At 31.1% G+C, this 23,238-nt stretch carries 22 protein-coding genes; 4 read left to right on the plus strand and 18 right to left on the minus strand.

The window, feature by feature from the left end; all coding sequences use genetic code 11:
• Positions 1–59: 59 nt before the first annotated feature.
• The gene (locus tag F6464_RS01080) at positions 60–2,087 is read left to right on the plus strand and encodes a hypothetical protein (RefSeq protein ID WP_151105900.1); all 2,028 of its coding nucleotides are present in this window, start codon (positions 60–62) and stop codon (positions 2,085–2,087) included.
• 10 nt (positions 2,088–2,097) lie between these two features.
• On the opposite strand, the gene F6464_RS01085 is transcribed toward F6464_RS01080, so the two are convergent.
• The 6 genes from F6464_RS01085 to F6464_RS01110 form a co-directional block, all read right to left on the minus strand.
• Positions 2,098–4,191, minus strand: a complete 2,094-nt coding sequence (locus F6464_RS01085; RefSeq protein ID WP_151105901.1) for an LTA synthase family protein — start codon at positions 4,189–4,191, stop codon at positions 2,098–2,100.
• Between the two features lie 564 nt (positions 4,192–4,755).
• Positions 4,756–5,682, minus strand: a complete 927-nt coding sequence (lgt, locus tag F6464_RS01090; RefSeq protein ID WP_151105902.1) for a prolipoprotein diacylglyceryl transferase — start codon at positions 5,680–5,682, stop codon at positions 4,756–4,758.
• A 66-nt stretch (positions 5,683–5,748) separates the two neighbouring features.
• Entirely contained in the window at positions 5,749–6,015 is a 267-nt protein-coding gene (gene yidD, locus F6464_RS01095) for a membrane protein insertion efficiency factor YidD (protein ID WP_151105903.1), read from the minus strand.
• Position 6,016: 1 nt separating this feature from the next.
• Positions 6,017–7,495 (minus strand): cysteine--tRNA ligase, encoded by a 1,479-nt coding sequence (cysS, locus tag F6464_RS01100; RefSeq protein WP_151105904.1) that lies wholly within the window; start codon positions 7,493–7,495, stop codon positions 6,017–6,019.
• Positions 7,496–7,546: 51 nt separating this feature from the next.
• Positions 7,547–8,218, minus strand: coding sequence for a GTP cyclohydrolase I FolE (gene folE / locus F6464_RS01105; RefSeq protein WP_151105905.1), 672 nt, complete (start codon positions 8,216–8,218; stop codon positions 7,547–7,549).
• A gap of 179 nt (positions 8,219–8,397) precedes the next feature.
• On the minus strand, positions 8,398–9,594 hold the full coding sequence (locus F6464_RS01110; protein WP_151105906.1) for a pyridoxal phosphate-dependent aminotransferase: 1,197 nt from the start codon (positions 9,592–9,594) through the stop codon (positions 8,398–8,400).
• A 122-nt stretch (positions 9,595–9,716) separates the two neighbouring features.
• On the opposite strand from F6464_RS01110, the gene F6464_RS01115 reads away from it, so the two are divergent.
• Positions 9,717–11,045, plus strand: a complete 1,329-nt coding sequence (locus tag F6464_RS01115; protein WP_151105907.1) for an aspartyl protease family protein — start codon at positions 9,717–9,719, stop codon at positions 11,043–11,045.
• Between the two features lie 22 nt (positions 11,046–11,067).
• On the opposite strand, the gene F6464_RS01120 is transcribed toward F6464_RS01115, so the two are convergent.
• On the minus strand, positions 11,068–11,505 hold the full coding sequence (locus F6464_RS01120; protein ID WP_151105908.1) for a DUF1573 domain-containing protein: 438 nt from the start codon (positions 11,503–11,505) through the stop codon (positions 11,068–11,070).
• Positions 11,506–11,837: 332 nt separating this feature from the next.
• On the opposite strand from F6464_RS01120, the gene F6464_RS01125 reads away from it, so the two are divergent.
• A complete protein-coding gene (locus F6464_RS01125; protein WP_151105909.1) occupies positions 11,838–14,471 on the plus strand; it encodes a valine--tRNA ligase in 2,634 nt (877 codons plus the stop codon).
• 233 nt (positions 14,472–14,704) lie between these two features.
• On the opposite strand, the gene F6464_RS01130 is transcribed toward F6464_RS01125, so the two are convergent.
• A complete protein-coding gene (locus tag F6464_RS01130; RefSeq protein ID WP_151105910.1) occupies positions 14,705–15,115 on the minus strand; it encodes a hypothetical protein in 411 nt (136 codons plus the stop codon).
• A 106-nt stretch (positions 15,116–15,221) separates the two neighbouring features.
• Entirely contained in the window at positions 15,222–15,530 is a 309-nt protein-coding gene (locus F6464_RS01135) for a hypothetical protein (RefSeq protein WP_151105911.1), read from the minus strand.
• Between the two features lie 191 nt (positions 15,531–15,721).
• On the opposite strand from F6464_RS01135, the gene F6464_RS01140 reads away from it, so the two are divergent.
• Positions 15,722–16,510 (plus strand): RMD1 family protein, encoded by a 789-nt coding sequence (locus F6464_RS01140; protein WP_225318010.1) that lies wholly within the window; start codon positions 15,722–15,724, stop codon positions 16,508–16,510.
• Positions 16,511–16,523: 13 nt separating this feature from the next.
• Here the strand turns inward: F6464_RS01140 and F6464_RS01145 are convergent, their stop codons facing one another.
• From F6464_RS01145 to F6464_RS01185, 9 genes are all read right to left on the minus strand, one after another.
• Positions 16,524–17,510 carry a hypothetical protein gene (locus F6464_RS01145; RefSeq protein ID WP_151105912.1) on the minus strand — a complete coding sequence of 329 codons (987 nt, stop codon included), beginning with the start codon at positions 17,508–17,510 and terminating at the stop codon, positions 16,524–16,526.
• 47 nt (positions 17,511–17,557) lie between these two features.
• The gene (gene trxA / locus F6464_RS01150) at positions 17,558–17,860 is read right to left on the minus strand and encodes a thioredoxin (RefSeq protein ID WP_151105913.1); all 303 of its coding nucleotides are present in this window, start codon (positions 17,858–17,860) and stop codon (positions 17,558–17,560) included.
• Between the two features lie 7 nt (positions 17,861–17,867).
• Positions 17,868–18,182 carry a hypothetical protein gene (locus tag F6464_RS01155; protein WP_151105914.1) on the minus strand — a complete coding sequence of 105 codons (315 nt, stop codon included), beginning with the start codon at positions 18,180–18,182 and terminating at the stop codon, positions 17,868–17,870.
• Positions 18,160–18,531 carry a hypothetical protein gene (locus tag F6464_RS01160; protein WP_151105915.1) on the minus strand — a complete coding sequence of 124 codons (372 nt, stop codon included), beginning with the start codon at positions 18,529–18,531 and terminating at the stop codon, positions 18,160–18,162. The genes F6464_RS01155 and F6464_RS01160 overlap by 23 nt, the downstream gene beginning before the upstream one ends.
• 166 nt (positions 18,532–18,697) lie before the next feature.
• Positions 18,698–18,925: a YtxH domain-containing protein gene (locus tag F6464_RS01165; protein ID WP_151105916.1), complete on the minus strand. Its 228-nt coding sequence runs from the start codon at positions 18,923–18,925 to the stop codon at positions 18,698–18,700.
• A gap of 132 nt (positions 18,926–19,057) precedes the next feature.
• Positions 19,058–19,897, minus strand: a complete 840-nt coding sequence (locus tag F6464_RS01170) for a universal stress protein (protein WP_151105917.1) — start codon at positions 19,895–19,897, stop codon at positions 19,058–19,060.
• Between the two features lie 156 nt (positions 19,898–20,053).
• Entirely contained in the window at positions 20,054–21,223 is a 1,170-nt protein-coding gene (locus F6464_RS01175; RefSeq protein ID WP_151105918.1) for a hypothetical protein, read from the minus strand.
• 10 nt (positions 21,224–21,233) lie between these two features.
• Positions 21,234–21,953, minus strand: coding sequence for an ABC transporter ATP-binding protein (locus tag F6464_RS01180; protein WP_151105919.1), 720 nt, complete (start codon positions 21,951–21,953; stop codon positions 21,234–21,236).
• Positions 21,954–21,958: 5 nt separating this feature from the next.
• On the minus strand, positions 21,959–23,176 hold the full coding sequence (locus tag F6464_RS01185) for an ABC transporter permease (protein WP_151105920.1): 1,218 nt from the start codon (positions 23,174–23,176) through the stop codon (positions 21,959–21,961).
• Positions 23,177–23,238: the final 62 nt, after the last annotated feature.

Below are 23,238 nucleotides of genomic sequence, written 5' to 3' on the forward strand. Positions count from 1 at the left end.
TAATAATTACAATTTATAATTTTTTAATAATTAAATCTTTTAATCTTTAAATTAAAAAAATGACAACAACCACCATTCTATTGCTATTACTATCGCTAATTATAGCTGGTGGTCTGTCGTTTTATAATTATTTGTATAAAGTCAAAAGCAGGTCTAATGTAACTTTGCTTTTGGCTTTATTGCGTTTTATGACCATTTTTGGTATTTTATTATTACTAATTAACCCAATAATTTCCAGAAAAACTTTCGAAATCTTAAAATCTCCATTGCCCATTGTTGTAGATAATTCAGGGTCAATATTGGATTTAAAAGCTAATGAAGTTTCACTAGAATTGTATAAAAAACTTTCAGAAAATAAAGCGTTACAAGATAAATTTGATGTGCAATCGTATGGTTTTGATTCTGAGTTTGAAAACAAAACGCTATTTGATTTTAAAGGAACTCAAACCAATCTTGATGAAGTGGCGCAGAATTTAAAAAGTATTCATAAAAACGCCAGTTATCCAACGATTTTAATTACTGATGGGAACCAAACTTCTGGAAACGATTATGTGTACAGTTTTGATTCAAATAATAAAGTATTTTCAATAGTAGTTGGTGATACCACCAATTTTTTAGATTTAAAAGTGAATCAACTCAATGTCAATAAATATGCTTTTCACAAGAATAAGTTTCCAGTAGAAGTATTTTTGAATTATTCTGGAAACAAAATGTTGAACGCTGATTTTAGTATATCTCAAGGAAATTCAATACTACATAAACAAACTATTTCTTTCTCGGCATCAAAAAAATCGGCAATTATAAATGTATTGCTTCCAGCAGATAAAATTGGATTAAAAATTTTTAAAGCAACTATTTCTTCTAAAGAGCAAGAAAAAAATAGCTATAACAACACTAAAAATTTCGCTGTTGAAGTTATTGATCAAAAATCTAACATTGCTATAATTTCTGCAATAAGCCATCCTGATATAGGTGCGCTAAAAAGGGCTATTGTAACTAATGTACAACGAAAAGTAACTATAGTTAAGCCAAAGGATATTAAATCATTACAAGATTATAATATTTTAATATTATACCAACCAACTCCTGACTTTAAGTCGGTTTTCGAAACCAATAAATTAGCAGGATTAAACACTTTTATTATCACTGGAATTAATACCGATTATGCTTTTTTGAACCAACAACAGAACAGTTTGGTTTTTAAAATGAGCAACCAAAAAGAAGATTATTTGGCCAATTTTAATGAACAATTTAATCTTTTTGCATTAGATGATATAGGTTTTGAACAGTTTCCGCCGTTACAAAGTGCCTTTGGAACTGTTACTTCAAACAATAATGTTTCGGTTTTACTTTCTTCAAAAATTAGAAATATCTCAACAAATGCCCCATTGTTAGCATATTCAGAGAATGAAGGTAAACGTTCGGCTTTTTTATTGGGAGAAGATATTTGGAAATGGCGTTTACAAACTCATTTAGACACTAAATCATTTGAGAAATTCGATTTGTTTATAGATAAAACTATTCAATATTTAGCCTCTACTAATTCTAAAAAATCATTGGTAGTGAATCATGAAAGTTTTTATAATTCAGGTGATGCCATAGAAATTACGGCTCAATATTTTAATAAAAATTATGAGTTTGATGAAAAGGCACGTTTAACTATTTCGGTTACGAATAAGATTACAAAGCAAATAAAAAGATACGATTTACTTAAAACCAATACGTCTTTTAAAGTTAATTTAGATGGACTCGCTGCTGGTCAATACACATTTTCTGTAAAGGAACTTAAATCAAATACCACTTACAATGGCTACTTTGAGATAATTGACTTTGATATTGAGAAACAATTTGTAAATCCAGATGTTTCAAAGCTAACTCAATTGGCAGAACGAACTCAAGGAAAAGTATATTATCCTGAGCAAGTAGGGGAACTTATAAAATTACTTCTAGACGATGAGAATTATAAAGCCATTCAAAAAGTAATTATAAAGAAAACCCCTTTAATTGATTGGATTTGGTTGCTAATTCTAATTACAATTACACTTTCTTCAGAATGGTTTATTAGGAAATATAATGGGATGTTATAAAAACAGAAAATTAATTTTGATACTGTTTCTTTTTCAAAATATCTGAAGCAGTTTGATAATAGGAAATGGTTTCATTTATTAAATCTTTGCGTTCTTTTTGTAAGGGCTTTTCTTCGTAAAATAACTGAAAATTAGAGCCTAGTTTAGGGTTTTGTAAAACCGTTAACTGCAATTGTTTTACCTTTTGCTTAGGTGAGAGGATTGTTAAAACATTATCTTTTATCAAACCTAAATTTTGATAGGTCGCAATTAAAGCTCTTGGTTTATAGTCTTCTTTTAAAACATCTTGTCCAAAAAATTTACTTTGATAATTGAAATTCAATAAACCAAACAACGTAGGCATTAAATCTATTTGTGACATAAGTTGATTCACTTGTTTAGGGGGAATAAAACTTTGGCTGTAAATCATGGCTGGAATGCGATATTTATCCAACGGTAATTCTGTTTTTCCGGCACTCGAAGCACAATGATCTGCCACAATAACAAAAACAGTGTTGTTGAACCAGGACTGCTTACTTGCATTTTTAAAGAATTCTTTCATTGCAAAATCAGTATATTTTACGCCACCTTCACGTGATTTTGCACTTCCGGAAATATCAATTTTATGGTCAGGAAAAGTAAATGGGCGATGGTTACTAACGGTCATAATATGATTAAAAAAAGGCTTATTTTGTTTGGCTTCATAGTTCATTACTTTAATGGCTTTGTTATACATGTCTTCGTCACAAACTCCCCAAATATTTTGAAAAGTAATTTCGTTAGGTTGGAATGTTTTTTTATCTACAATATTATATCCGTTTCCAGTAAAAAAATCTTGCATATTATCAAAAAATGCATCACCACCATACATATATTTTACATTATATCCTTTCTGTTTAAAGACACTTCCCGTAGAAAATTTGTTTTTATTGTCTTCTCTTTTCACTACGCTTTCTCCAGCCGTTGGAGGTAGAGAAAGGGTTACAGCTTCTAAACCACGAACAGTTCTATTTCCTACAGCATATAAATTTGTAAACAATAAACTTTTTGTGGCTAAACTATCTAAAAAAGGAGTAAGGTTTTGGTCATTTCCATACATTTTTAAAAACTCGGCACTATAACTCTCAATTGTTATTAAAACTACATTTTTATGGTTTTCGGCAGCAACACTTTTTATATTTCGTAGAGTAGACTGCCCAAAAATATTTGGTATTTGATTGCTTAATAAATTGTAAGCCTGCTTTTCTGGCAAGGTTTTATAAAATTTGAAATAGTCTAATTCGCTATTTATGAATGCCAAATAAAATTTATAAATTCCATTAGCTTGCAACTCATTAGCAAAAATATTCTGAGAATTTTCTTTGATTGATAAAAACGGAATTGAAACTAATGAAACTCCTAATAATCCTAAATAAATCCCTGATAATTGTAGTTTTTCATTAAAAGTAGGAATATTTTCAATATAGTTTTTAGATTTTTTAACAATCAAATATGTTATTAATCCAGCCACAATAAAAAGTCCTGTAAATATGGGTACAACAGGATAGGATTGCATAATGTTTCCTATTACTTCATTGGTATAAACCAAATAATCAACGGCAATGAAATTATATTTTACTCCAAATTCATTCCAAAAAAAGTATTCGCTAATTGCATTTTGAAGAAATAGCACCACAAATAAGAAGATAACAAAGCTAAAAAGCCAAAATCTAATCGTACTTCTATATTTTGGCAAAAAAAGCAATAATCCAAATAAAACGGTTTTTATAGTAATGAAACTAATACCGATTTCAGGTAAAGCACCACCGTATTCATTAAGAATTGTATTAAAAAAAGTAACGTATCCTAATAAAGTAATTAATAACCCAAAAATTATATAACCGTAAGGTTTTAAGTACTTTGTATTAGATATAAAAATCAAATAAAGCCATAAAAAACAGCTTACAACAATGAAAATAAAAAAGTCTGATAACAAACCGAAAGTAAAAATTTTAAAAATATCTGTTGCAACAAAAGTCGATTGAGTTATAGGATGAAAAAGTAAAAATATTCTTAAAACTAAACTTATAGAAAGATATAAAATGGCAAGATTATAGAAAGGAGAAAATTTTTTAAGTAGTGTCATTTAATTTTTTTTGCAAAAATAAGGAATTTAAGATGAAAAATAGATATTAGCCCTTGAATCTAATTCTTAATTTTCTCCTAAATGTTTAAATTTCATCAATATAAATATTTTCACATAGTTATTGATTAAGTTGCTTATATGTCTCATTATCATGTGGTATAAAAATACTTAGTATTGTATATTATGTATATCAAATAAATTAAAGAAAGTATATTTAAATCTACTCCCAAGACGGATAGGATATTTAATAAACCAAATGTTTAATAGCCAATTTAAATCACCAAATATAAATTATCTAATCTAATACTCAATAGTAATGAAGAGAAGCTAAAGTTGTTAAATGAATGGTATGACTTCTACGTAATTATAAAAAAGAAACTATTTTTTTCTATTTTTTAAAATTCAATGTTCTTTAACAATTATTCTGTGATAATTTTTGAAATATTATAAAAAACCATCACAACTTTATAATTAAATAATTATTTTTTGAAAACTATCACAGTTTCATAAGAAAAAAATATCCATTAACAAAAAGCTAATGGATATTAAAATAAGTTTACCAATTTAAACCTCAATGGGTTTCTCTGCATTAAAAACAAAATACAAACCAACCAATATAAAAGGAATACTCAACCATTGTCCAGTGGAGAGTAATCCCAATGCTTCCTCAAAGCCTCCCTGACTTTCTTTTACATATTCCACCACAAAACGAACGGACCATAACAAAACTAAAAACATTCCAAAAAGAAATCCTGATTTTTCTTTAACGTTGGTTTTCCAATACAAGAAAAACAAGATAGCAAACACAAAAATATAGCAAAACGATTCATATAATTGTGCAGGATGTTTGGCAGGAACTTGATCTAAAAGTGCCGAAAATTGAGGGTCAGTTGCTATGGCATGAAAAGCTTCTTTTGGATTGGAAAGTTGTGTTTGGGCAACCGCATCTCTAGCACTAAAATGATCTCTAACAAATTTAATCCCGAAAGCCGATTTAGTTTCATGACCAACAATTTCTGAATTGAAAAAATTCCCGATTCGAACAAAAATAGCACCACTAGCAACAGGTATAACTACTCGGTCTAAAACCCATAATAAGGATCTTTTCATGATATTTTTACTAAAAAAATACATGGCAACAATAATGGCAATGGCAGCACCATGACTAGCCAATCCCTGAAAACCAGTAAATTCGAAAGCAGGGTCAAAACGAAACGGCAATAGGATTTCTGATAAGTGATTGCTATAATATTCCCAATCGTAAAAGAAAACATGGCCTAAGCGTGCGCCTAGTAATGTAGATAGAACTGTCCAAATAAATAAAGAATCTAATTTTTCTAAAGATTCATTTTCGTTTTCGAATATTTTTTTCATGATGTACCAGCCTAGTCCAAAAGCTATTACAAACATTAAGCTGTAATATCTAATTACAAAAAAGCCTAAATCTATTCCCTCAGAAGGATTCCATACTATGCTTAAAGGTGGTGTCATTTATTTTTTGTTTTAATTAGTTGGTGTAAAAATAAAGATTTAAAATAAATTTAAACCTAAAATTTACTAATGTTTATGATTACAGTTCATTTTACTCCTTCTCTTTTGGGGTACAGGGTCATAACCGCTTTTCCCCCAAGGATGGCAACTTAAAATCCTTTTTACGGCTAAATAACCTCCGTAAAATAAGCCATGAGTTTTTAAAGCTTCGATTGTATAATTGGAACAAGTGGGTTCAAATCGGCAGGTTGCAGGTGTAAACGGAGATATAGCAACTTGATAGAATCGTACTAAATAGAGAAAGGGCAATATGAGTACTCTTTTAACAGTCAATTTATAAAGTAAAAGTGGTACCGTCTTTTCCGTCTTTCAATTGAATTCCTAATGCAATTAATTGATCGCGAATATGATCTGATAGTGCAAAATCTTTATTGGCTCTGGCATCATTACGCATTCTTATTAGCATTTCTATTACTCCTTCTAATCTGGCATTTGAATCACTAGAAGATTTTCCGTCTTCTAAAGCCAATACATCAAATACAAAGGCTTGCATCGTTTTTGTAAAAATGCCTAAATCTTCAGAAGTTAAAGTAGCTGAATTGTCTTTTAGTATATTTACAAAACGTACCCCTTCAAATAGTTGAGCAATAAGAATAGGAGAATTAAAGTCGTCATTCATTGCTTCATAACACTCTTTTTTCCAAGTAGGAATGTCTATTGTAGAACTATTTTTTGGCACAATTTCTTTTAGGTTTTGCATGGCTTCCATCAATCGGTTGTAGCCTTTCTCGGCAGCAACAATGGCATCATCAGAAAAATCAAGAATACTTCTGTAATGGGCTTGCATCATAAAAAACCGAGTAACACTCGGGGAAAAGGCTTTACTAAGAAATTCACTTCCGCCAGTTAAGATTTCTCTAGGAAGGATATTATTTCCAGTAGATTTTGCCATTTTCTTGCCATTTAGCGTAAGCATATTGGCATGCATCCAGTAATTAACAGGAGTTTGTCCTGTACAGGCTTCATTTTGAGCTATTTCACATTCGTGATGCGGAAACTTTAAATCCATTCCACCTCCGTGAATGTCAAAATGGTTGCCTAAATATTTGGTGCTCATTGCGGTACATTCTAAATGCCAGCCCGGAAATCCATCGCTCCAAGGTGAAGGCCATCGCATGATGTGTTGCGGTTCTGCTTTTTTCCAAAGAGCAAAATCCTGCGGATTTCTCTTGTCGGATTGTCCGTCAAGGTCTCTTGTATTGGCTAACATATCTTCGATGTTTCTGCCGCTTAGTTTTCCGTAATGATTGGTTTCATTGAATTTGACAACATCAAAATATACAGAACCATTGGCTTCATACCCAATTCCGTTCGCAATAATTTTTTTGATAATTTCTATTTGCTCAATGATATGCCCTGTTGCAGTGGGTTCTATACTTGGAGGCAGAAAATTAAACTCCTTTAAAATTTCATGAAAATCTACTGTATAGCGCTGCACCACTTCCATTGGTTCTAATTGTTCCAATCGTGCTTTTTTAGCAATTTTATCTTCGCCTTCATCTACATCATCAACAATATGCCCAACATCAGTAATATTTCGTACATAACGCACTTTATAACCTAAATGCAATAAATACCTGAAAATCATATCAAAAGACATAAAAGTCCTTACATTTCCTAAATGTACATTGCTGTAAACAGTTGGTCCACATACATACATGCCCACATTTCCTTCATGGATAGGAACAAAGGTTTCTTTTTCTCCAGAAAGAGAATTGTATATTTTAAGTATATTGGTTTTGTGTAAAGGCATTATTTCGGTAGTTTTCAGCTCCCTCTCCTTTGGAGAGGGTCGGGGTGAGAATTAAAACTTAGTTTCCAACTTAATATAATCAAGAAATTCTCTTCGTGTTTGTTCTTCTTTGAATTTTCCTCCAAACTCAGAAGTTACAGTACTGCTTTCTATATCGCAAATTCCTCTTGAATTTACACACAAATGTTTGGCATCGATTACACAAGCAACGTCTTGCGTATTCAATGCTTTTTGTAATTCCTGGACGATTTGCATAGTCAGTCGTTCCTGAACCTGTGGTCTTTTTGCATAATAATCGACGATGCGATTCATTTTAGATAAACCAATGACTCTACCGCTAGAAATGTAAGCAACATGCGCTCTACCCACAATAGGTAAAAGGTGATGCTCACAAGTAGAATAAAGTGTGATGTTTTTTTCGACCAACATCTCTCCGTATTTGTAATTGTTTTCAAATGTAGAAGAGTTTGGTTTTTTGGATGGATTTAGCCCACCAAAGATTTCTTTAACAAACATTTTAGCCACACGATTTGGAGTTCCTTTTAAACTATCATCAGTCAAATCCATTCCTAATGTTTTTAGAATGTTTTCGACGTCTTTTTTTATTGATTCAATTTTTTGATCATCTGCCATGTCAAAAGCATCATTTCTCAAGGGATTTGTTGCAGTTGTTGCTATATGGTTGTCTCCAATTTCGTCCTGAAAATCTTCGTTGTTAGTCATTAATAGTTATTATTTTTTGTAGTAATTTATTTAATGAGCCAAAGATAATTAATTAAAATTAAAGTATTTCTATAGACGTTTAATTTTGATATTTTTAACTACTTCGTATAAGTAATAATTTAAAAAAATAGAGGTTTCTCCTTATGAAAAACCTCTATTTTTTTGAAATTAATAGGTAACTATTTAGAATTATAAACTGTAATCGCTTCTTTTAAAATTTGTACAGAACGAATCAAGTCTGCTTTATTCAAAACATAGGCAATTCGAACTTGATTTAACCCAACGCTAGGAGTAGAATAAAATCCTCCAGCAGGAGCAACCATTACGGTTTCATTGTTGGAATGGTAACTTTCAAGAAGCCATTGTGCAAAATCATCAGTGTTTTCAACGGGTAATTGAGCAATGCAATAAAAAGCAGCTTTTGGAGTAGTTACTACAACTCCTTCTATTTTATTTAATTCTGATATTAAAGTGTCTCTACGTTCCTTATATTCTGAAATAACTTCGTCAAAATAACTTTGTGGAGTTTCTATTGCTGCCTCGCAAGCAATTTGTTCGATTGTTGGCGGACATAAACGCGCTTGCGCAAATTTCATTGCAGCAGCAATAACTTCTCTGTTTTTAGTTACCATACAGCCAATACGTGCGCCACACATACTGTATCTTTTAGAAACAGAATCAATCATTATAACGTTTTGTTCAATTCCTTTTAAGTTCATTACTGAAAAGTGTTGGTCTTTTTCGTCATAAATAAATTCACGGTACACTTCGTCTGCAATTAAAAATAAATCGTGTTTTTTTACCAATTCTCCCAATTGATTGATTTCTGATTCAGAGTATAAATATCCTGTAGGATTATTTGGATTACAAATTAAAATGGCTTTGGTTTTGGGTGTAATGGCTTTTTCAAATTCTGCTATGGTTGGAAGTGTAAATCCACTTTCGATATTCGAAATTACAGGAACAACTTTAGCACTTGATTCTTCCGCAAAGGCACTATAATTGGCATAAAAAGGTTCAGGAATGATAACTTCATCACCCGGATCCATAATACTGCCAAGGGCAAATAGTAGCGCTTCAGAACCTCCGGTAGTAATCATGATGTCTTCAAAAGCAACTTTTACATCCTGATTGGTATAAAATTGAGCCAGCTTTCTTCGGTAACTTTCATAACCGGCTGATGGACCATATTCAATAATATCTAAGTCGATGTTTTTTATCGCTTTTATCGCAATTTCAGGGCTTTTTATATCAGGCTGTCCAATGTTTAAATGATAAACTTTTAAACCCTTTTTTTTAGCCCTTTCTGCATAAGGAGCCAATTTCCGAATGGGTGATTCTGGCATTCTTCGTCCTCTAATTGAAATTTCAGGCATTTTTGTAAAATTTGATGCAAATTTGCAATTTTTTTTCGAATCTTATGAAGTAATTCCTCTTAATTTGTAATCAATAGGTTATTATTAGCAACTATTTTGCTAACTTTATACAAACAATTCTTATGAGAAAAGCAATCGTTTTGTGTTTCATGTTAGTATATATATTACCCACTTTTAGCCAAGAAGGGTTTCAATTAGATGCTAATAAAAAGAAAGTTATAATTCCTTTTAAACTTATTAATAATTTAATTTTTATCCCTATAAACATAAATGGTATCGACTTAAATTTTTTATTAGATACAGGTGTCGAAGAGACTATTTTATTAAGTCTGGAAGATAAAAATGAACTCAATTTAAATAATGTTGAAAAGGTTAATCTCAAAGGTTTAGGCAAAGAAGAGTCTATAGAAGGCTTAAAGTCAAAGAACAATACTTTGTCAGTAAACGGCTATTCCGACACTAGTCATAGCTTGTATATTGTTTTAGATCAGAGTTTTAATTTTTCTACACATATAGGAATTCCTGTAAATGGAATAATTGGGTATTCTTTTTTTAAAAATAATTTGGTTAAACTAGATTATGATAAACGAAAAATTACAATTTATAGAGATAGTAAGACTATTCGAAAAAAAATTGATAAAAGATTCACTTCAATACCCATTTCTATTGAGCGAAGTAAGCCTTATGTTCAAGCTCATGTAACTATGGCTAAAGAAGAAATCCCAGCTAAATTACTTTTAGATATAGGAAACAGTGATGCTGTTTGGATATTTCAAGACATTAATAAGTATTTTCAAGTACCAGCTATAAATTTCGAGGATTTTTTAGGAAAAGGATTTAGTGGTGATGTTTTAGGTAAAAGAACTCGCATAGCAAAATTTCGCTTAGATAAGTTTGAGTTTTCTAATCCTATTATTGCAATGCCTGATTCAAGTTCCATAAAAAATGTAATGATGGTCGAAGATAGAGTAGGGTCTATTGGTGGAGATATATTTAAAAGATTTACGGTTGTTTTTGATTATAAAAACTATAAAATGTATTTAAGTAAAAACAGTCATTTTGAAGCTCCATTTCAATACAATATGAGTGGTATCGAATTGCAAAATGAAGGAATGCAGTGGGTTCAAGAAACGGTTCAACTACAAACCGTTAATATCAATGCTGCAGAATTTGATAAAAATGGAGAACGAGTAAATTCTAATTTTAAGTATAAATTTTCTTTAAAACCAATTTATTCAATCGCTACTATCAGAAAAAATTCTCCAGCGGAATTATGTGGTTTAAAAAAGGGAGATATAATAATTTCTATTAATGGTGTTTTAGGATATAAATATTCATTACAAGAAATAAATGAAATTTTAAAATCGGAAGACGGAAAATGGCTAAATTTTGAAATTGAAAGAGATAGCAAAATACTAAAATTTAAGTTTCAACTTAAAAGTATTTTATAAAAACATTATGTTTGATTCTTTTTTAATTTTCAAAACCAGGCAATGCTTTCTTTTTTTCCATGTAGTTTATAATTTCTTTTTCATAAACTTCGCCTTTTATTTTTAGAGCAATTCTTCCGTCTTCATAATTAGTAGCATTCGATTCAACTGTAATCGTTTTTCTAATAGGACCAATACTCATGTTGTATTTTACTTCAATTTTACCTGTTTTTCCTGGCATAATTGGTTCTTTAGGTTTAGTAGGAATTGTACAACCACAAGTAGATTGAACCTCAGTAATAATTAGAGGAGCATCTCCAGTATTAGTAAATTCAAAGGCACGAATGCCATTATCGCTATTCTTTTCAATCCTACCATAATCAATAGTATTATCTTCGGCTTTAAATTCAATCTTTGCACCTTGAGCAAAAGTAGAACTATTAAAGACTACGATAAGTAATAAAACGATTAGCTTTTTCATGGTATTGAAATTTGGTTTAGTTTTTGTAAAAATACTTTCTTTTATTTAAAGTGCAAATTATTAATTCTTAATTTTTTATACTGTACTATTTCTTTACTTTTGCAAGGATTACAAAAAACATACCAAACTTTATGCATCTTTTTTCTGATAGTATTTCAACAATTAGGAGCAAAGTGTTTGGGTGTTTTTAGAATTGCAATACCTGCTGTACGTTATAAGTCCCGATAAAAAATCGGGAGTTTTCCACTTCCATCAGGGCTAGATAATGAATCATTTGAAGACACATTTATTTTCAAACAATCAAACCAATAAATTAAAGAATCAATAATAAAATGACAATTCCTGCACAATTCGACGCCAAAAACATAGAAGACAAATGGTATGACTACTGGATGAAAAACAATTATTTTCATTCCACACCAGACCATAGAACTCCTTATACCATTGTAATTCCTCCTCCAAATGTAACAGGAGTGCTGCACATGGGGCATATGCTTAACAATACCATTCAGGATGTTTTAATTCGTCGTGCCCGATTAAAAGGATTTAATGCTTGTTGGGTTCCAGGAACCGATCATGCATCTATAGCGACCGAAGCAAAAGTAGTTGCCAAATTAAAAGCTGAAGGAATCAACAAAAACGATTTAACTCGCGAAGAATTTTTAGCTCACGCTTGGGAATGGACCGATAAATATGGTGGTGTCATTCTAGATCAACTTAAAAAGCTTGGAGCTTCCTGTGACTGGGAAAGAACAAAATTTACTATGGATCCTGACATGTCAGCATCGGTAATTCGTTCTTTTGTCGATTTATACAACAAAGGATTGATTTATAGAGGATATCGTATGGTAAACTGGGATCCAGAAGCCAAAACCACTCTATCTGACGAAGAAGTAATTTATGAGGAGCAACAAGGAAAATTGTATTTTCTTAATTATAAAATTCAAGGAAGTGAAGACTTCTTAACTGTTGCAACAACACGTCCTGAAACTATTTTTGGAGATACTGCTATTTGTATCAATCCAAACGATGAACGTTTTTCTCATTTAAAAGGAAAAAAAGCGATTGTTCCGATATGCGGAAGAGTTATCCCAATTATTGAAGACGATTATGTAGATATTGAGTTTGGTACAGGCTGTCTAAAAGTGACTCCTGCACACGATATGAATGACAAAGCACTAGGAGAGAAGCACAATCTGGAAATTATTGATGTTTTTAATGATGACGCAACTTTAAATAGTTTTGGATTACACTATCAAGGTAAAGATCGTTTTGTGGTTCGAGAAGCTATTGCAAAAGAATTAGAATCAACAGGCGCATTAGCCAAAACGGAAATTCATTTAAATAAGGTCGGGACTTCAGAGAGAACTAAGGCTGTAATAGAACCCCGTTTGTCTGATCAATGGTTTCTTAAAATGGAAGACTTGGTAAAACCTGCAATAAAAGCTGTTTTAGAAGATGGCGAAATTAAATTGTATCCTAAAAAATTCGAAAATACCTACAGACATTGGTTAGAAAACATTCGTGATTGGAATATTTCACGTCAATTATGGTGGGGACAACAAATTCCGGCTTATTTCTACGGAGATGGCAAAGAAGATTTCGTAGTGGCCGAAAACATTGAAGATGCTTTGGCGTTAGCTAAAGAAAAAACTTCTAACTTCTCTCTTCTAACCTCTGACCTTAAACAAGATGCCGATGCTTTAGATACCTGGTTTTCTTCATGGCTTTGGCCAATGGCCGTTTTTGGTGGTATTATGAATCCTGAAAGTGAAGATTTTAAATATTATTACCCAACAAATGATTTAGTTACGGGGCCTGATATTTTGTTTTTTTGGGTAGCAAGAATGATAATCGCAGGTTATGAATATACTGGTAAAAAACCATTCACAAATGTCTATTTAACGGGATTGGTTCGTGACAAACAAAGACGCAAGATGTCTAAATCATTAGGAAATTCTCCAGATCCATTAGATTTGATAGATAAGTTCGGAGCAGATGGAGTTCGGGTAGGATTACTTTTAAGTGCTTCTGCTGGAAATGATATTATGTTTGATGAAGAGTTATGCAACCAAGGAAAAGCGTTTTCAAATAAAATTTGGAATGCCTTTAAGTTAATAAAAGGTTGGGAGGTTTCTGATTCTATAACTCAGCCAGAATCCTCTAAAGTGGCCATCGAATGGTATGAAGCCAAGTTGCAACAAACCCTTTTAGAAATTGAAGATAATTTCGAAAAATACAGAATTTCAGATGCTTTAATGGCTATTTATAAACTTGTTTGGGATGATTTCTGTTCGTGGTTTTTAGAAATGATAAAACCAGCATACCAACAGCCTATTGATAGCGTTACTTTTGCGAAAGCAATAGAAATGTTAGAAAGTAATTTGAAGTTGTTGCACCCGTTTATGCCATTCTTGACCGAAGAAATTTGGCAAATAATTGAGGAAAGAAATACTGAGCAAGCATTAATTGTTTCGACTTGGCCAGAAATGAAACCATTCAATGCGCAATTGATTGTAGATTTTGATACTACGATTGAAGTGGTCTCTGGAATAAGAACCATAAGAAAAGATAAGAATATTCCGTTTAAAGAGGCAATTGAATTAAAGGTTTTGAATAATGATAAAGTTTCTACTTATTTTGATTCAGTGGTAACTAAATTAGGAAATATCACTTCATTAGAATATGTTTTAAATACTGTGGATGCCGCTTTATCATTCCGAATTAAATCGAATGAATACTTTATACCAATTTCAGGTTCCATAAATATTGAAGAAGAAATTGCTAAACTTACAGAAGAATTAAAATACACTCAAGGATTTCTAAAATCTGTGGAAGCAAAACTCTCTAACGAAAAATTCGTGGCTGGAGCACCTGAAAAAGTTCTCATTATTGAAAAACAGAAACAAACTGATGCATTAGCTAAAATAGCAACTATAGAGAAAAGTTTGGCAGGTTTAATGTAACTCTTGCGGATATGCATTAATAAAAATCATAAGTGATTTTTATTAATGATAATTTAGTCAAAAATAGTTTAAAAATTTAGTGGTTATAATTATTGCTTTTTTCTATCATAAATTAAACTATTTCTTTATTCCTATAGAAATTTATTTTCATCAAAAATGATTTTATTAATTTTTAATTTTAAAATATGTTATATTATTGATTATGAGTGTAAAATTAACGGTTATATGATGTCTCAATTTAACGTAGTAAATGATTTATTACTACTATAGGAAGTGCCAACTTCATTGGTTGCAAAAGCTCTGACATAGTAGGTTGTGTTTGAATTCAGATTAGTAGGAATGGAGGTGAATTCTCCTATTCCCGCACCTACATTAGATACATTATTTGAAAGGTTAGGATTAATTGCAGTTCCCCAACATGCTCCAGTTCCAGTAACTGTACCGCCACCTTCGTCTGTCACTTTTGTTTTAATTTTTGCACTGCTTGAAGTGATGTCTGTAATACTAACGATTGCAACTGTAGGCAAAAATTTATCTTTTTCTTTTGTACACGCCATTAGGGAGAAAAGAATTAGTGAAATAAATTCTATTAGTCTTATGACTTGAAAGAAACGATTTGAAAAGATTTTTTTAAACGTTGTCATACTTTTTTAAGTAATTAACTATAAGTTTTATTTTTTTAGAATTTCAAAATGAATACCATAAAAAATATCAAATTTCAATATTGTAAGATATAAAGAATTTTATGCATCAAAAATCATCAATGGGAGTTTCATAATAATCATTTTCGTTGTTAAATCCTTCATCTTCAAAATCACTAATATCTGTAGGGAGTTCAAAATCTTCTTCTAAAAGATCCCTGTCTAAATTAGTTTCCTTCGATTTATTCAGTTTACTTATTTTAATCAATGTTTTATCACTAGAGCCATTTTCAGATTTCTTCTGTAGCGGATTAGAAATATCTTTACTAGTCGGTTGTAAAACTGATTTTACCTCTTTCTTTTTAGCAACTTTTTTTGGATTTTGTTTTACTATTTTTGGAGTGTTTGACTTTTTCATTTGGTTGTAATTTATTTAGTATCATTAATCTAAGTTACCAATATCACCCAATAAAAAAATTATATAACTTTTGATTATAATTATATAATTTACAGGATTTGGTACAATTCTTTTATTTTTTCAAGAAATATTCTATTTTTCGGATTCAATTACATGAAATAGTTTTCTTAAATTTGTGTAAAGCTATTGCTATGGAAATTAAAATAGAAGCCATTCAAATTGCCGAATCGTTCAACCTAAAAAAGTTTAGGTCCGAATTTAGAACTGAAATGCATTCAGGCTCAACTACAGAGGTGTTTTATTCATTAAAAGAACCCGACAGATACCTTTATGTTTTTGATTATGGGGTTGTTGTTTTTGCTAATTATGATGCTGCCGCCAAACAGGAGTTTATTAACGTTATAAAAAACTTTGCAAATAATCTGGTGGATTTAGATCTCATGGAAGAATATTTTATTATAACAAATAGCGAACTTCTAAAACCAGTAGTTAAAAATAATTTTGTTAGTGTACACCATATAGACTCCTTCTTGTTGCGCATCATAATGTTAAACATTGGGCAAAGTGTTGCATTGGACTATTATGAAACACTAACAGACGAATTAATCACTTCATCAAAGCATTATATTGAACAATTAGAAACTCTTGGAAAAATCCGTATTTCAAAAACTAATTTACTGAAATACATCGGTAAAGTTTTAAATGTAAAGAACAGTATTGTTGATAATTTATATGTTCTTGATGATCCAAATCTTGTTTGGGAAAACGAAGAGCTTAACCTACTTAATCGCAATTTGAAGATTAATTTTGACATAAATACTAGATTTAAAGATATAGATTACCGACTGCAAATTGTTGAGAATAATTTAAGATTATTCACAGATGTTTTGAACGTAAGAGAGAGCTCTAGACTAGAATGGGTAATTATTATTCTTATCCTTTGTGAGATTTTAATTAGTTTATTTAATCACAACACCTAAATTTAAACTGTCTCTATCTTCTTCTTGAGTTTTCATTTCTTCTTGTACTACTTGGTGGCGTTGTTCTCGTGTTTGGAACATTTGATTTGGAATGTCGTGTTGAAGGAATATTAGATCTTTGCGAACGTGTTGTTGGAACTGTAGTTCTTGTTGATGGGGATACATTTCTATTTATAGGTACTTCATTTTGAGTTCTTGTTCTTGGCGTTTCTGGATTTCTATATACTCTTCCTTCATAGGTTCCGTTAAAAACACCGCTAATTCTATTTTGATTTACAGTTTGGGAGGTTCTTCTTTTGGAATTGTAATAATAATTGTTGAAAAATCTTCTGTCAGGCAATCTGCGATAATAATGATTTGAATAATAATGATGGTGATACCCCCAATAATTGTAATAGTAAACAGGTGCCCATGGAGACCAATACGAAGGATAAAATCCCCAGTACCACGGAGAAAAATAAGCTGTATATAATGGTGAAAATAGATGAACAACAATGGGCCAGTCATTTGCATAATATACTTCATTTTCAACTTCAATATATCCTGGATTTGGGGTTCCAATGACTTCTTTGTGAATGGTTGGTTCGACTATATAATTTTTACCATATAAATCCTCATCTCCAATTATTTGAATCATTATTTTATCTTTCTTATCCTTATGAATTTCAATTAAGGCAACATCTTGATTTTCTTTAGCGTTAATGGCTACTTGTAGTACAATAGAATGGTCATTCCCCTCTTTATAATCAATTACTTTTATGTAATCCACCAGCTTGTCATTATTTAAATCAAGATTATTAACATTAGTATTTTTATTGTTAATTGATTTTTCAAATTCCTCTAAAGTTGGCGATTTTTGAAATATATCCAATACCGCATAAAGATTTAAATTATCGCCCGGTAAACCAAGTGCAACTAAATCTTTTTCATCTTGAGAAAATACGGTAGAACTTATTAAACCGATTGAAATAAATACAAATGATAAAAACTTATTTTTCATAATGCTGTTATTTAGTTTTATTATTTTGGGCTCTATTTAAATAAATGTTAATTGGATTCCTTTATAATATTTCCTAAGATTTGTTCTTTGGTTAGTAATCCAGATTGTCGCCACAGTTGCTTCCCATTTTTGAATAGTATCATTGTAGGAACACCACGGACATTGTATTTAGAGGCTAACTCCTGATTTTTATCGGTATCAATTTTTATTATGGTAATCCGTTCACCCAAGTTATCTTTAACTTGTTTTAAAACAGGTGAAAGCATCTGACAAGGACCACACCAAGTAGCATAGAAATCAACCAAAACAGGTTTGTTGTCATTAATAAGGGTAAAAAACTTATTTTCCATGGGACTACTATTTATTTTTTAAAAATTTCAGAACCGATGCAATTATATTTTTAATTGGATTATTGCTCGGATTGGATCGTATTCTATTGCTTAAGAAATTTGTAGCCAATGCAATTCCAATGTTCATTATATTTTTTTTGGGATTTGTTGTTGCTATTCTTTCTAAAAAGGAGTTTTTCAATAGGTTTATTGGCTGCAAACTTTGCTTTGTATTTTGATATTGCCATTTAATTAATTCCATTTCATAGTTTTTCTTTTTTCTATAAAAAGCAATTTTTTCCAATAGAAGTTCCATTCTACTATTCGATTTCGTGTGAGTCATTGTGATCAGTATTTAAAGTGGCACTAATGATAAAATTACAAACAGGAGTTTTGATTAAAGCATCCTTAAATACCAAAAACAGGAGTGCTATTAGTATATAAAAACCAGCTACAATGAAAAAGCCATAATAAATTTTGTGGAGATATTCACCTAGATAGATGGCAATTCCAATATTTAAAAAAAAGAAGAAAAACAGGAATAGTAAAGCCAAAACAAATTTTACTGAAAGCGAAGAAAGAATGTTTGCAGATTTATAAACGGTAGTATACTTATACAATTTAATTGATGTTTTACTGTAGCTTTCAATTAACGTAAAAAGTTTTTCCAATTCATTCGTATAATTTTTCATCTTTCTGTATTTAATATTAATAAGGAAAAACCCTAATTAAAACAACCAATAAAAAAGCGAGTTTAGTTTAAAAGATTAGAATCCATTAAACCAAAGGTTATAACAAACAGAACAATTATAGGATTTCATTTCATTTAATGATACAAAATCCTATAATGATTCATCCCTATTTAGTTACAAATTCTTTAGCGTCTTCCAATAAGTTCTCATATTTAGTAGACATATCTTCGTACAAATCATCAAGTTTTTCTTTTAAATTTTCAGTATATTCTTTACCGGCATTCAAAATTTTTCTTCTTGTTTTTGAACCTTTATCAGGTGCAAACAAAACTCCTAATGCTGCTCCAACGGCCATTCCGCTTACTACTCCTAATACAACTTTACCTAATTCCATAACGTGTTATTTTAAAGATTAATATTATAATTTATAGTACAAATTTCTCCTCTATTCATTATAATTTATTTATATAATTTTCATTTTTTTTTATATCATTTACATATTATTAAAAGAATTGTTTCTTTCTCTTTAGGTTGTGTTTTTTTTAAAAACGAGCATAGGTATTTTGGTATAAAATGCCATTTCAACGGATATGCTAGATAAAAGCAATCGATTAAACCAGTTTTGATTTTGTCTAGTAAACATAACCACTAAGGAAGGTTTCATTTTTTCGATATCTGCCTGCAAATGTTTTCTTAGAGGTAAAACTGGATTAAGTTTTCTGATATAAAAAGTAACAGCATCTGATTCATGTTCTGCGATAAGTTTATTTATTTTGTTTTTGTTCGCTTTTAAATGCACTTCATAATTATAATGAAACACATTTAATTTTGTCTTTAAAGCATTATTTAGGGACACTACTTTTTTAAACTCTTCATTGAAACTTTTAAAATCAGATTCTATTGCAATAGTTTTAATTGGCTTGCTTCTATAATTTTTAGGAATTACAAATAAAGGTGTTGGAGAAAATGCAATTAATTCAGATGCTACAGTTCCGAGGAGTTGTGTTAATTTGCCTGCACCTATAGTACTGACACAAATATAATTGACATTCAATTCTTTTGCATATTCAATAATTTGATTGCTAACATTCATTCCAACCTGACAGACACATTTATATTTTGATTCTTTATGTTTGCTGTATTGATAAAGTTTATGGACAAAAAGTTCAAGTTCGTCTTGTTTCTTTTTTAATTCACTGGCTTCATATTTATTATAATAGATAACTTCCCAAATAGAAGGTTTAAATATTTCTACTACATTATAAAAAACCAATTCACAATCTATTTGAGAGGCCAATTGAATTGCAAAGAGCATTCCTTTTTTGGAGTTAGCTGAAAAATCAGTAGTAACCAATATTCTTTTCATAGTAACAACTTTTAAGTTAACATATACTTTTAAGGTTAAATTTCGGATACTTTAATCTGATATATCATATAAAATTTTTATGATAATTTATATAATTACTTGTTTTTTATTAGTTATGAGCCAGATAATTAATCCATTGAATATAAAAGGTGTTTTTTAAAAACTCCATCGTCCTCTAATATAAAATTGAGTAATCAAATTACAATAGCCACTAGTTTGTTCTGCAAAATAAGACTGTGCAGTGCCATCTAAATCAAAATTGGTAGCGACATTCCATGTATAAGTAGGAATAAGAATAAGTGTATTTTTTTCGGGTGAATAAATTGTTGAAAAATTGAAGGAAGCTATTGGAGAAATGGTTTTCATCACAGTTGCATGCAAATTATAGCGGTAAGGAAATAGCGATTTTGCAGAGAGTGTTGTACCTGAAAGAACACCATTCAAATTGAATAAATTGGTAGGATTGCTATTGTACAAACCTGATAGGGCTATGTACCAATCATTTTTGAAGGTCTGATCGGCCATCAACGAAAGGCTATAATTTTTTGAGGAATTTAAAGTGCTACTTCTGGGAATAAAATAACTCATTTCTCCTTTGAAACCTGCGTCTTTGATATTGCCAGCCCAACCTCCACCAAAAATATAATCGGTTTTGTATAAGCCACCCAATAGTTGAAAATCATATTTCCATTTATTGAGTTTATAAAGAAATGCCATCACATTTCCGTCCTTTTTTTCGGAAGGTTTATAAGCTAATTCTATCCCAGATGTGTTTTTGAAACTATGTTGTATTCTGATCGCATCACTGCCCGGACGCTCTTCATAATCAAAATCCAAAAAATCATACGCATTGAAAATATCATTAGGATTCCAAATGTTATTAATACCCCAATTAATGCGTTGCCTTCCAATAGTTATATCCCATTTCTTATCGGAATACTGCATTGAAATTCTATCAATAACGGAATGCGCGACAAATGATTTTTCGTCTATCCAAAGACGGGAAAGATGCATTATACCCTCATATTGGTTTATGGTTTTGCCAAAGTTTGGCGTTAATTTAATTTGCTCTCCATAAAAAATGCGATTCCTAATTTCCAAACGGCCTGACCACTTTGAACCGCTATTCAATTTGAAATTCAATCGATTATGTATCAAATTTGCCGATGCGTTGGAATCAATTTTTTGAATAAAATAAGTATTTTGAACCTCTTTAACATAACCGCTAAATGATACTAATGGTCTTTTTAATTCATTAACTTGAGCAATAGTTAACGTGCTGTAAAAACTTAAAAAACAAGCAAGTATGTAATTTTTAAATTTCAAAATAATAAAATTATTTCTCGTAAAGTAAATGCTCAATTTTTGTTGGTGCCGTGTCGGCGACTATTTTTCCATCTTCCAATGTAATGACTCTTCGCGCACGATTAATAACTCTTTGATCGTGGGTTGAGAAAACGAAAGTAATGTTTTCTTCCTTGTTGAGTTTCAACATCACATCCAATAGATTTTCTGCAGCTATTGAATCAAGATTTGCCGTGGGTTCATCTGCAAGAATAAATTGAGGCTTTGGTGCCAAGGCTCGGGCAACTGCTACACGTTGCTGTTGTCCTCCTGAAAGTTCAACTGGTCTTTTATCAACTTTGTCTTCCATACCAATTTGTTTTAGCAATTCAGCCACCCGTTTTTCCCTTTCTTCTTTCGGACGATTTTGCAAAAGCATTATGAATTCGATGTTTTCTTTTGCCGTAAGAACTGGAATTAGATTATAAGATTGGAACACGAACCCAATATTATTCAATCTAAAATCAATCAATCTATTGCCTTTTAGTGCGGTGATGTTGGTGTCATTAATCTCTACAAAACCTCCTGAAGGGTTGTCTAATCCGCCAATCATATTTAACAATGTGGTTTTTCCGGAACCCGAAGGGCCTTTAATTGCCGTGAATTCGCCACGCTGAATATGCAGATGGACGTTGTTCAGTGCATAAACCGGAATGGTTTTTTCATCATATATTTTCGATAAATTATGGGCATCGATTACTGTTTCTTTCATGACTTTTATTTTTTTAAGGATTCAGCCGGATTTATTTTTAAAGCCCGAATAGCTGGGAATATTGCCGAAAAAAGGGCCGTGAACACGACTAATAACATAATAATACCAAATTGTCCCATTGTCAAACTTGGATAAATAACCGATTTATATCCAAAACTGGAATACACTTCAGTATACTTGCTAAAGTCAATACCTCTGTGATTTGTGACCACAATCGTAGTTAAGGCTAATAAAAGGCCTAATGGACATCCAATGAGAATAAGAAAAATAGTTTCCAATACAATCATTACGAATATTTTGAATTTATTCATGCCCAAAGCCAGTAACATTCCGATTTCCCAGGTTCTTTCCAGTACCGACATCATCATAGTATTGATAATTCCGAAAGCTAAGGCCAAAAGAATAATCCCCATTAAAATATAAGCCATTTGGTTGCCTACTGATACAGTTAGACCTAGTTCGGGTGCAATTTCTTTCCAGTTTTTAATCTCAATATTTGGGAAATTTTGTTGTAATTTTTTTTGGTTATTGTCAAGAGTGCTGTTCGATTGCAGTAAAATCGCTATTTCATTCAAGGAATTCGGGATTCCAGCCAGTGAGTCGATAGCGTTTATTTTTACAAATACATTAGCATCGTCATATGGTCCGTTAATCGTTTTATAAATTCCGCAAACTCTAAAAGCAATGGATGCCAAATTGCCTTCCTTGTCCTGAAAAGTGACGATAGCTTTTTTATTCAGATTGATTTTTAGCTTTTTAGAAATCTTCTTGCTGATTAATATTTCATTTGTTTGATGGTTATCAAAATATTTCCCTTCAATTATTTTATCAGGAAGTTTAGTCAATAAGTGCTCCTCTTTTGGCATTACGCCGTTAATGGTAATACCGTTACTTCCTGAAGCAGAAGCAATCATCCCTTTTATGATAATGCGACCCGCTGAGGCTTTAATATCAGGGTCGTTGCTAATCATTTCGAGCATTTTTTTTCCTTCTGGCAGTTCATATTTAATTTCATATTCCTTTCTAAACATCGCATGATGCAATTGGATATGAGATAATTCACTGGTAATGGCGCTATTTATTCGTTGCTCAATCATACCATTGTAAAAAGCAATCATGAAAATGCCAGCCCACAAACCAATGCTCACTGCAATCATGATGATGAGGCTTCGCTTTTTACTTCTCCAAATATTTCTTCTGGCAATTTTTGTTAATACACTCATCTGTTTATATTATTTGTTTTTTATAGGAAGATGGAACGCCTATAATCATTTTCTTGTTTCTC

Origin of the sequence: Flavobacterium luteum, assembly GCF_008806775.1 — a bacterium.
GTDB lineage: Bacteria > Bacteroidota > Bacteroidia > Flavobacteriales > Flavobacteriaceae > Flavobacterium > Flavobacterium luteum.

Excerpts from the sequence above, each read along its gene's own strand:
- F6464_RS01080 (WP_151105900.1), top strand. The coding sequence starts at position 60 with ATGACAACAACCACCATTCTATTGCTATTACTATCGCTAATTATAGCT.
- F6464_RS01085 (WP_151105901.1), bottom strand. The coding sequence starts at position 4,191 with ATGACACTACTTAAAAAATTTTCTCCTTTCTATAATCTTGCCATTTTA.
- lgt (WP_151105902.1), bottom strand. The coding sequence starts at position 5,682 with ATGACACCACCTTTAAGCATAGTATGGAATCCTTCTGAGGGAATAGAT.
- cysS (WP_151105904.1), bottom strand. The coding sequence starts at position 7,495 with ATGCCTTTACACAAAACCAATATACTTAAAATATACAATTCTCTTTCT.
- folE (WP_151105905.1), bottom strand. The coding sequence starts at position 8,218 with ATGACTAACAACGAAGATTTTCAGGACGAAATTGGAGACAACCATATA.
- F6464_RS01110 (WP_151105906.1), bottom strand. The coding sequence starts at position 9,594 with ATGCCTGAAATTTCAATTAGAGGACGAAGAATGCCAGAATCACCCATT.
- F6464_RS01115 (WP_151105907.1), top strand. The coding sequence starts at position 9,717 with ATGAGAAAAGCAATCGTTTTGTGTTTCATGTTAGTATATATATTACCC.
- F6464_RS01120 (WP_151105908.1), bottom strand. The coding sequence starts at position 11,505 with ATGAAAAAGCTAATCGTTTTATTACTTATCGTAGTCTTTAATAGTTCT.
- F6464_RS01125 (WP_151105909.1), top strand. The coding sequence starts at position 11,838 with ATGACAATTCCTGCACAATTCGACGCCAAAAACATAGAAGACAAATGG.
- F6464_RS01130 (WP_151105910.1), bottom strand. The coding sequence starts at position 15,115 with ATGACAACGTTTAAAAAAATCTTTTCAAATCGTTTCTTTCAAGTCATA.
- F6464_RS01135 (WP_151105911.1), bottom strand. The coding sequence starts at position 15,530 with ATGAAAAAGTCAAACACTCCAAAAATAGTAAAACAAAATCCAAAAAAA.
- F6464_RS01140 (WP_225318010.1), top strand. The coding sequence starts at position 15,722 with ATGGAAATTAAAATAGAAGCCATTCAAATTGCCGAATCGTTCAACCTA.
- F6464_RS01145 (WP_151105912.1), bottom strand. The coding sequence starts at position 17,510 with ATGAAAAATAAGTTTTTATCATTTGTATTTATTTCAATCGGTTTAATA.
- trxA (WP_151105913.1), bottom strand. The coding sequence starts at position 17,860 with ATGGAAAATAAGTTTTTTACCCTTATTAATGACAACAAACCTGTTTTG.
- F6464_RS01155 (WP_151105914.1), bottom strand. The coding sequence starts at position 18,182 with ATGACTCACACGAAATCGAATAGTAGAATGGAACTTCTATTGGAAAAA.
- F6464_RS01160 (WP_151105915.1), bottom strand. The coding sequence starts at position 18,531 with ATGAAAAATTATACGAATGAATTGGAAAAACTTTTTACGTTAATTGAA.
- F6464_RS01165 (WP_151105916.1), bottom strand. The coding sequence starts at position 18,925 with ATGGAATTAGGTAAAGTTGTATTAGGAGTAGTAAGCGGAATGGCCGTT.
- F6464_RS01170 (WP_151105917.1), bottom strand. The coding sequence starts at position 19,897 with ATGAAAAGAATATTGGTTACTACTGATTTTTCAGCTAACTCCAAAAAA.
- F6464_RS01180 (WP_151105919.1), bottom strand. The coding sequence starts at position 21,953 with ATGAAAGAAACAGTAATCGATGCCCATAATTTATCGAAAATATATGAT.
- F6464_RS01185 (WP_151105920.1), bottom strand. The coding sequence starts at position 23,176 with ATGAGTGTATTAACAAAAATTGCCAGAAGAAATATTTGGAGAAGTAAA.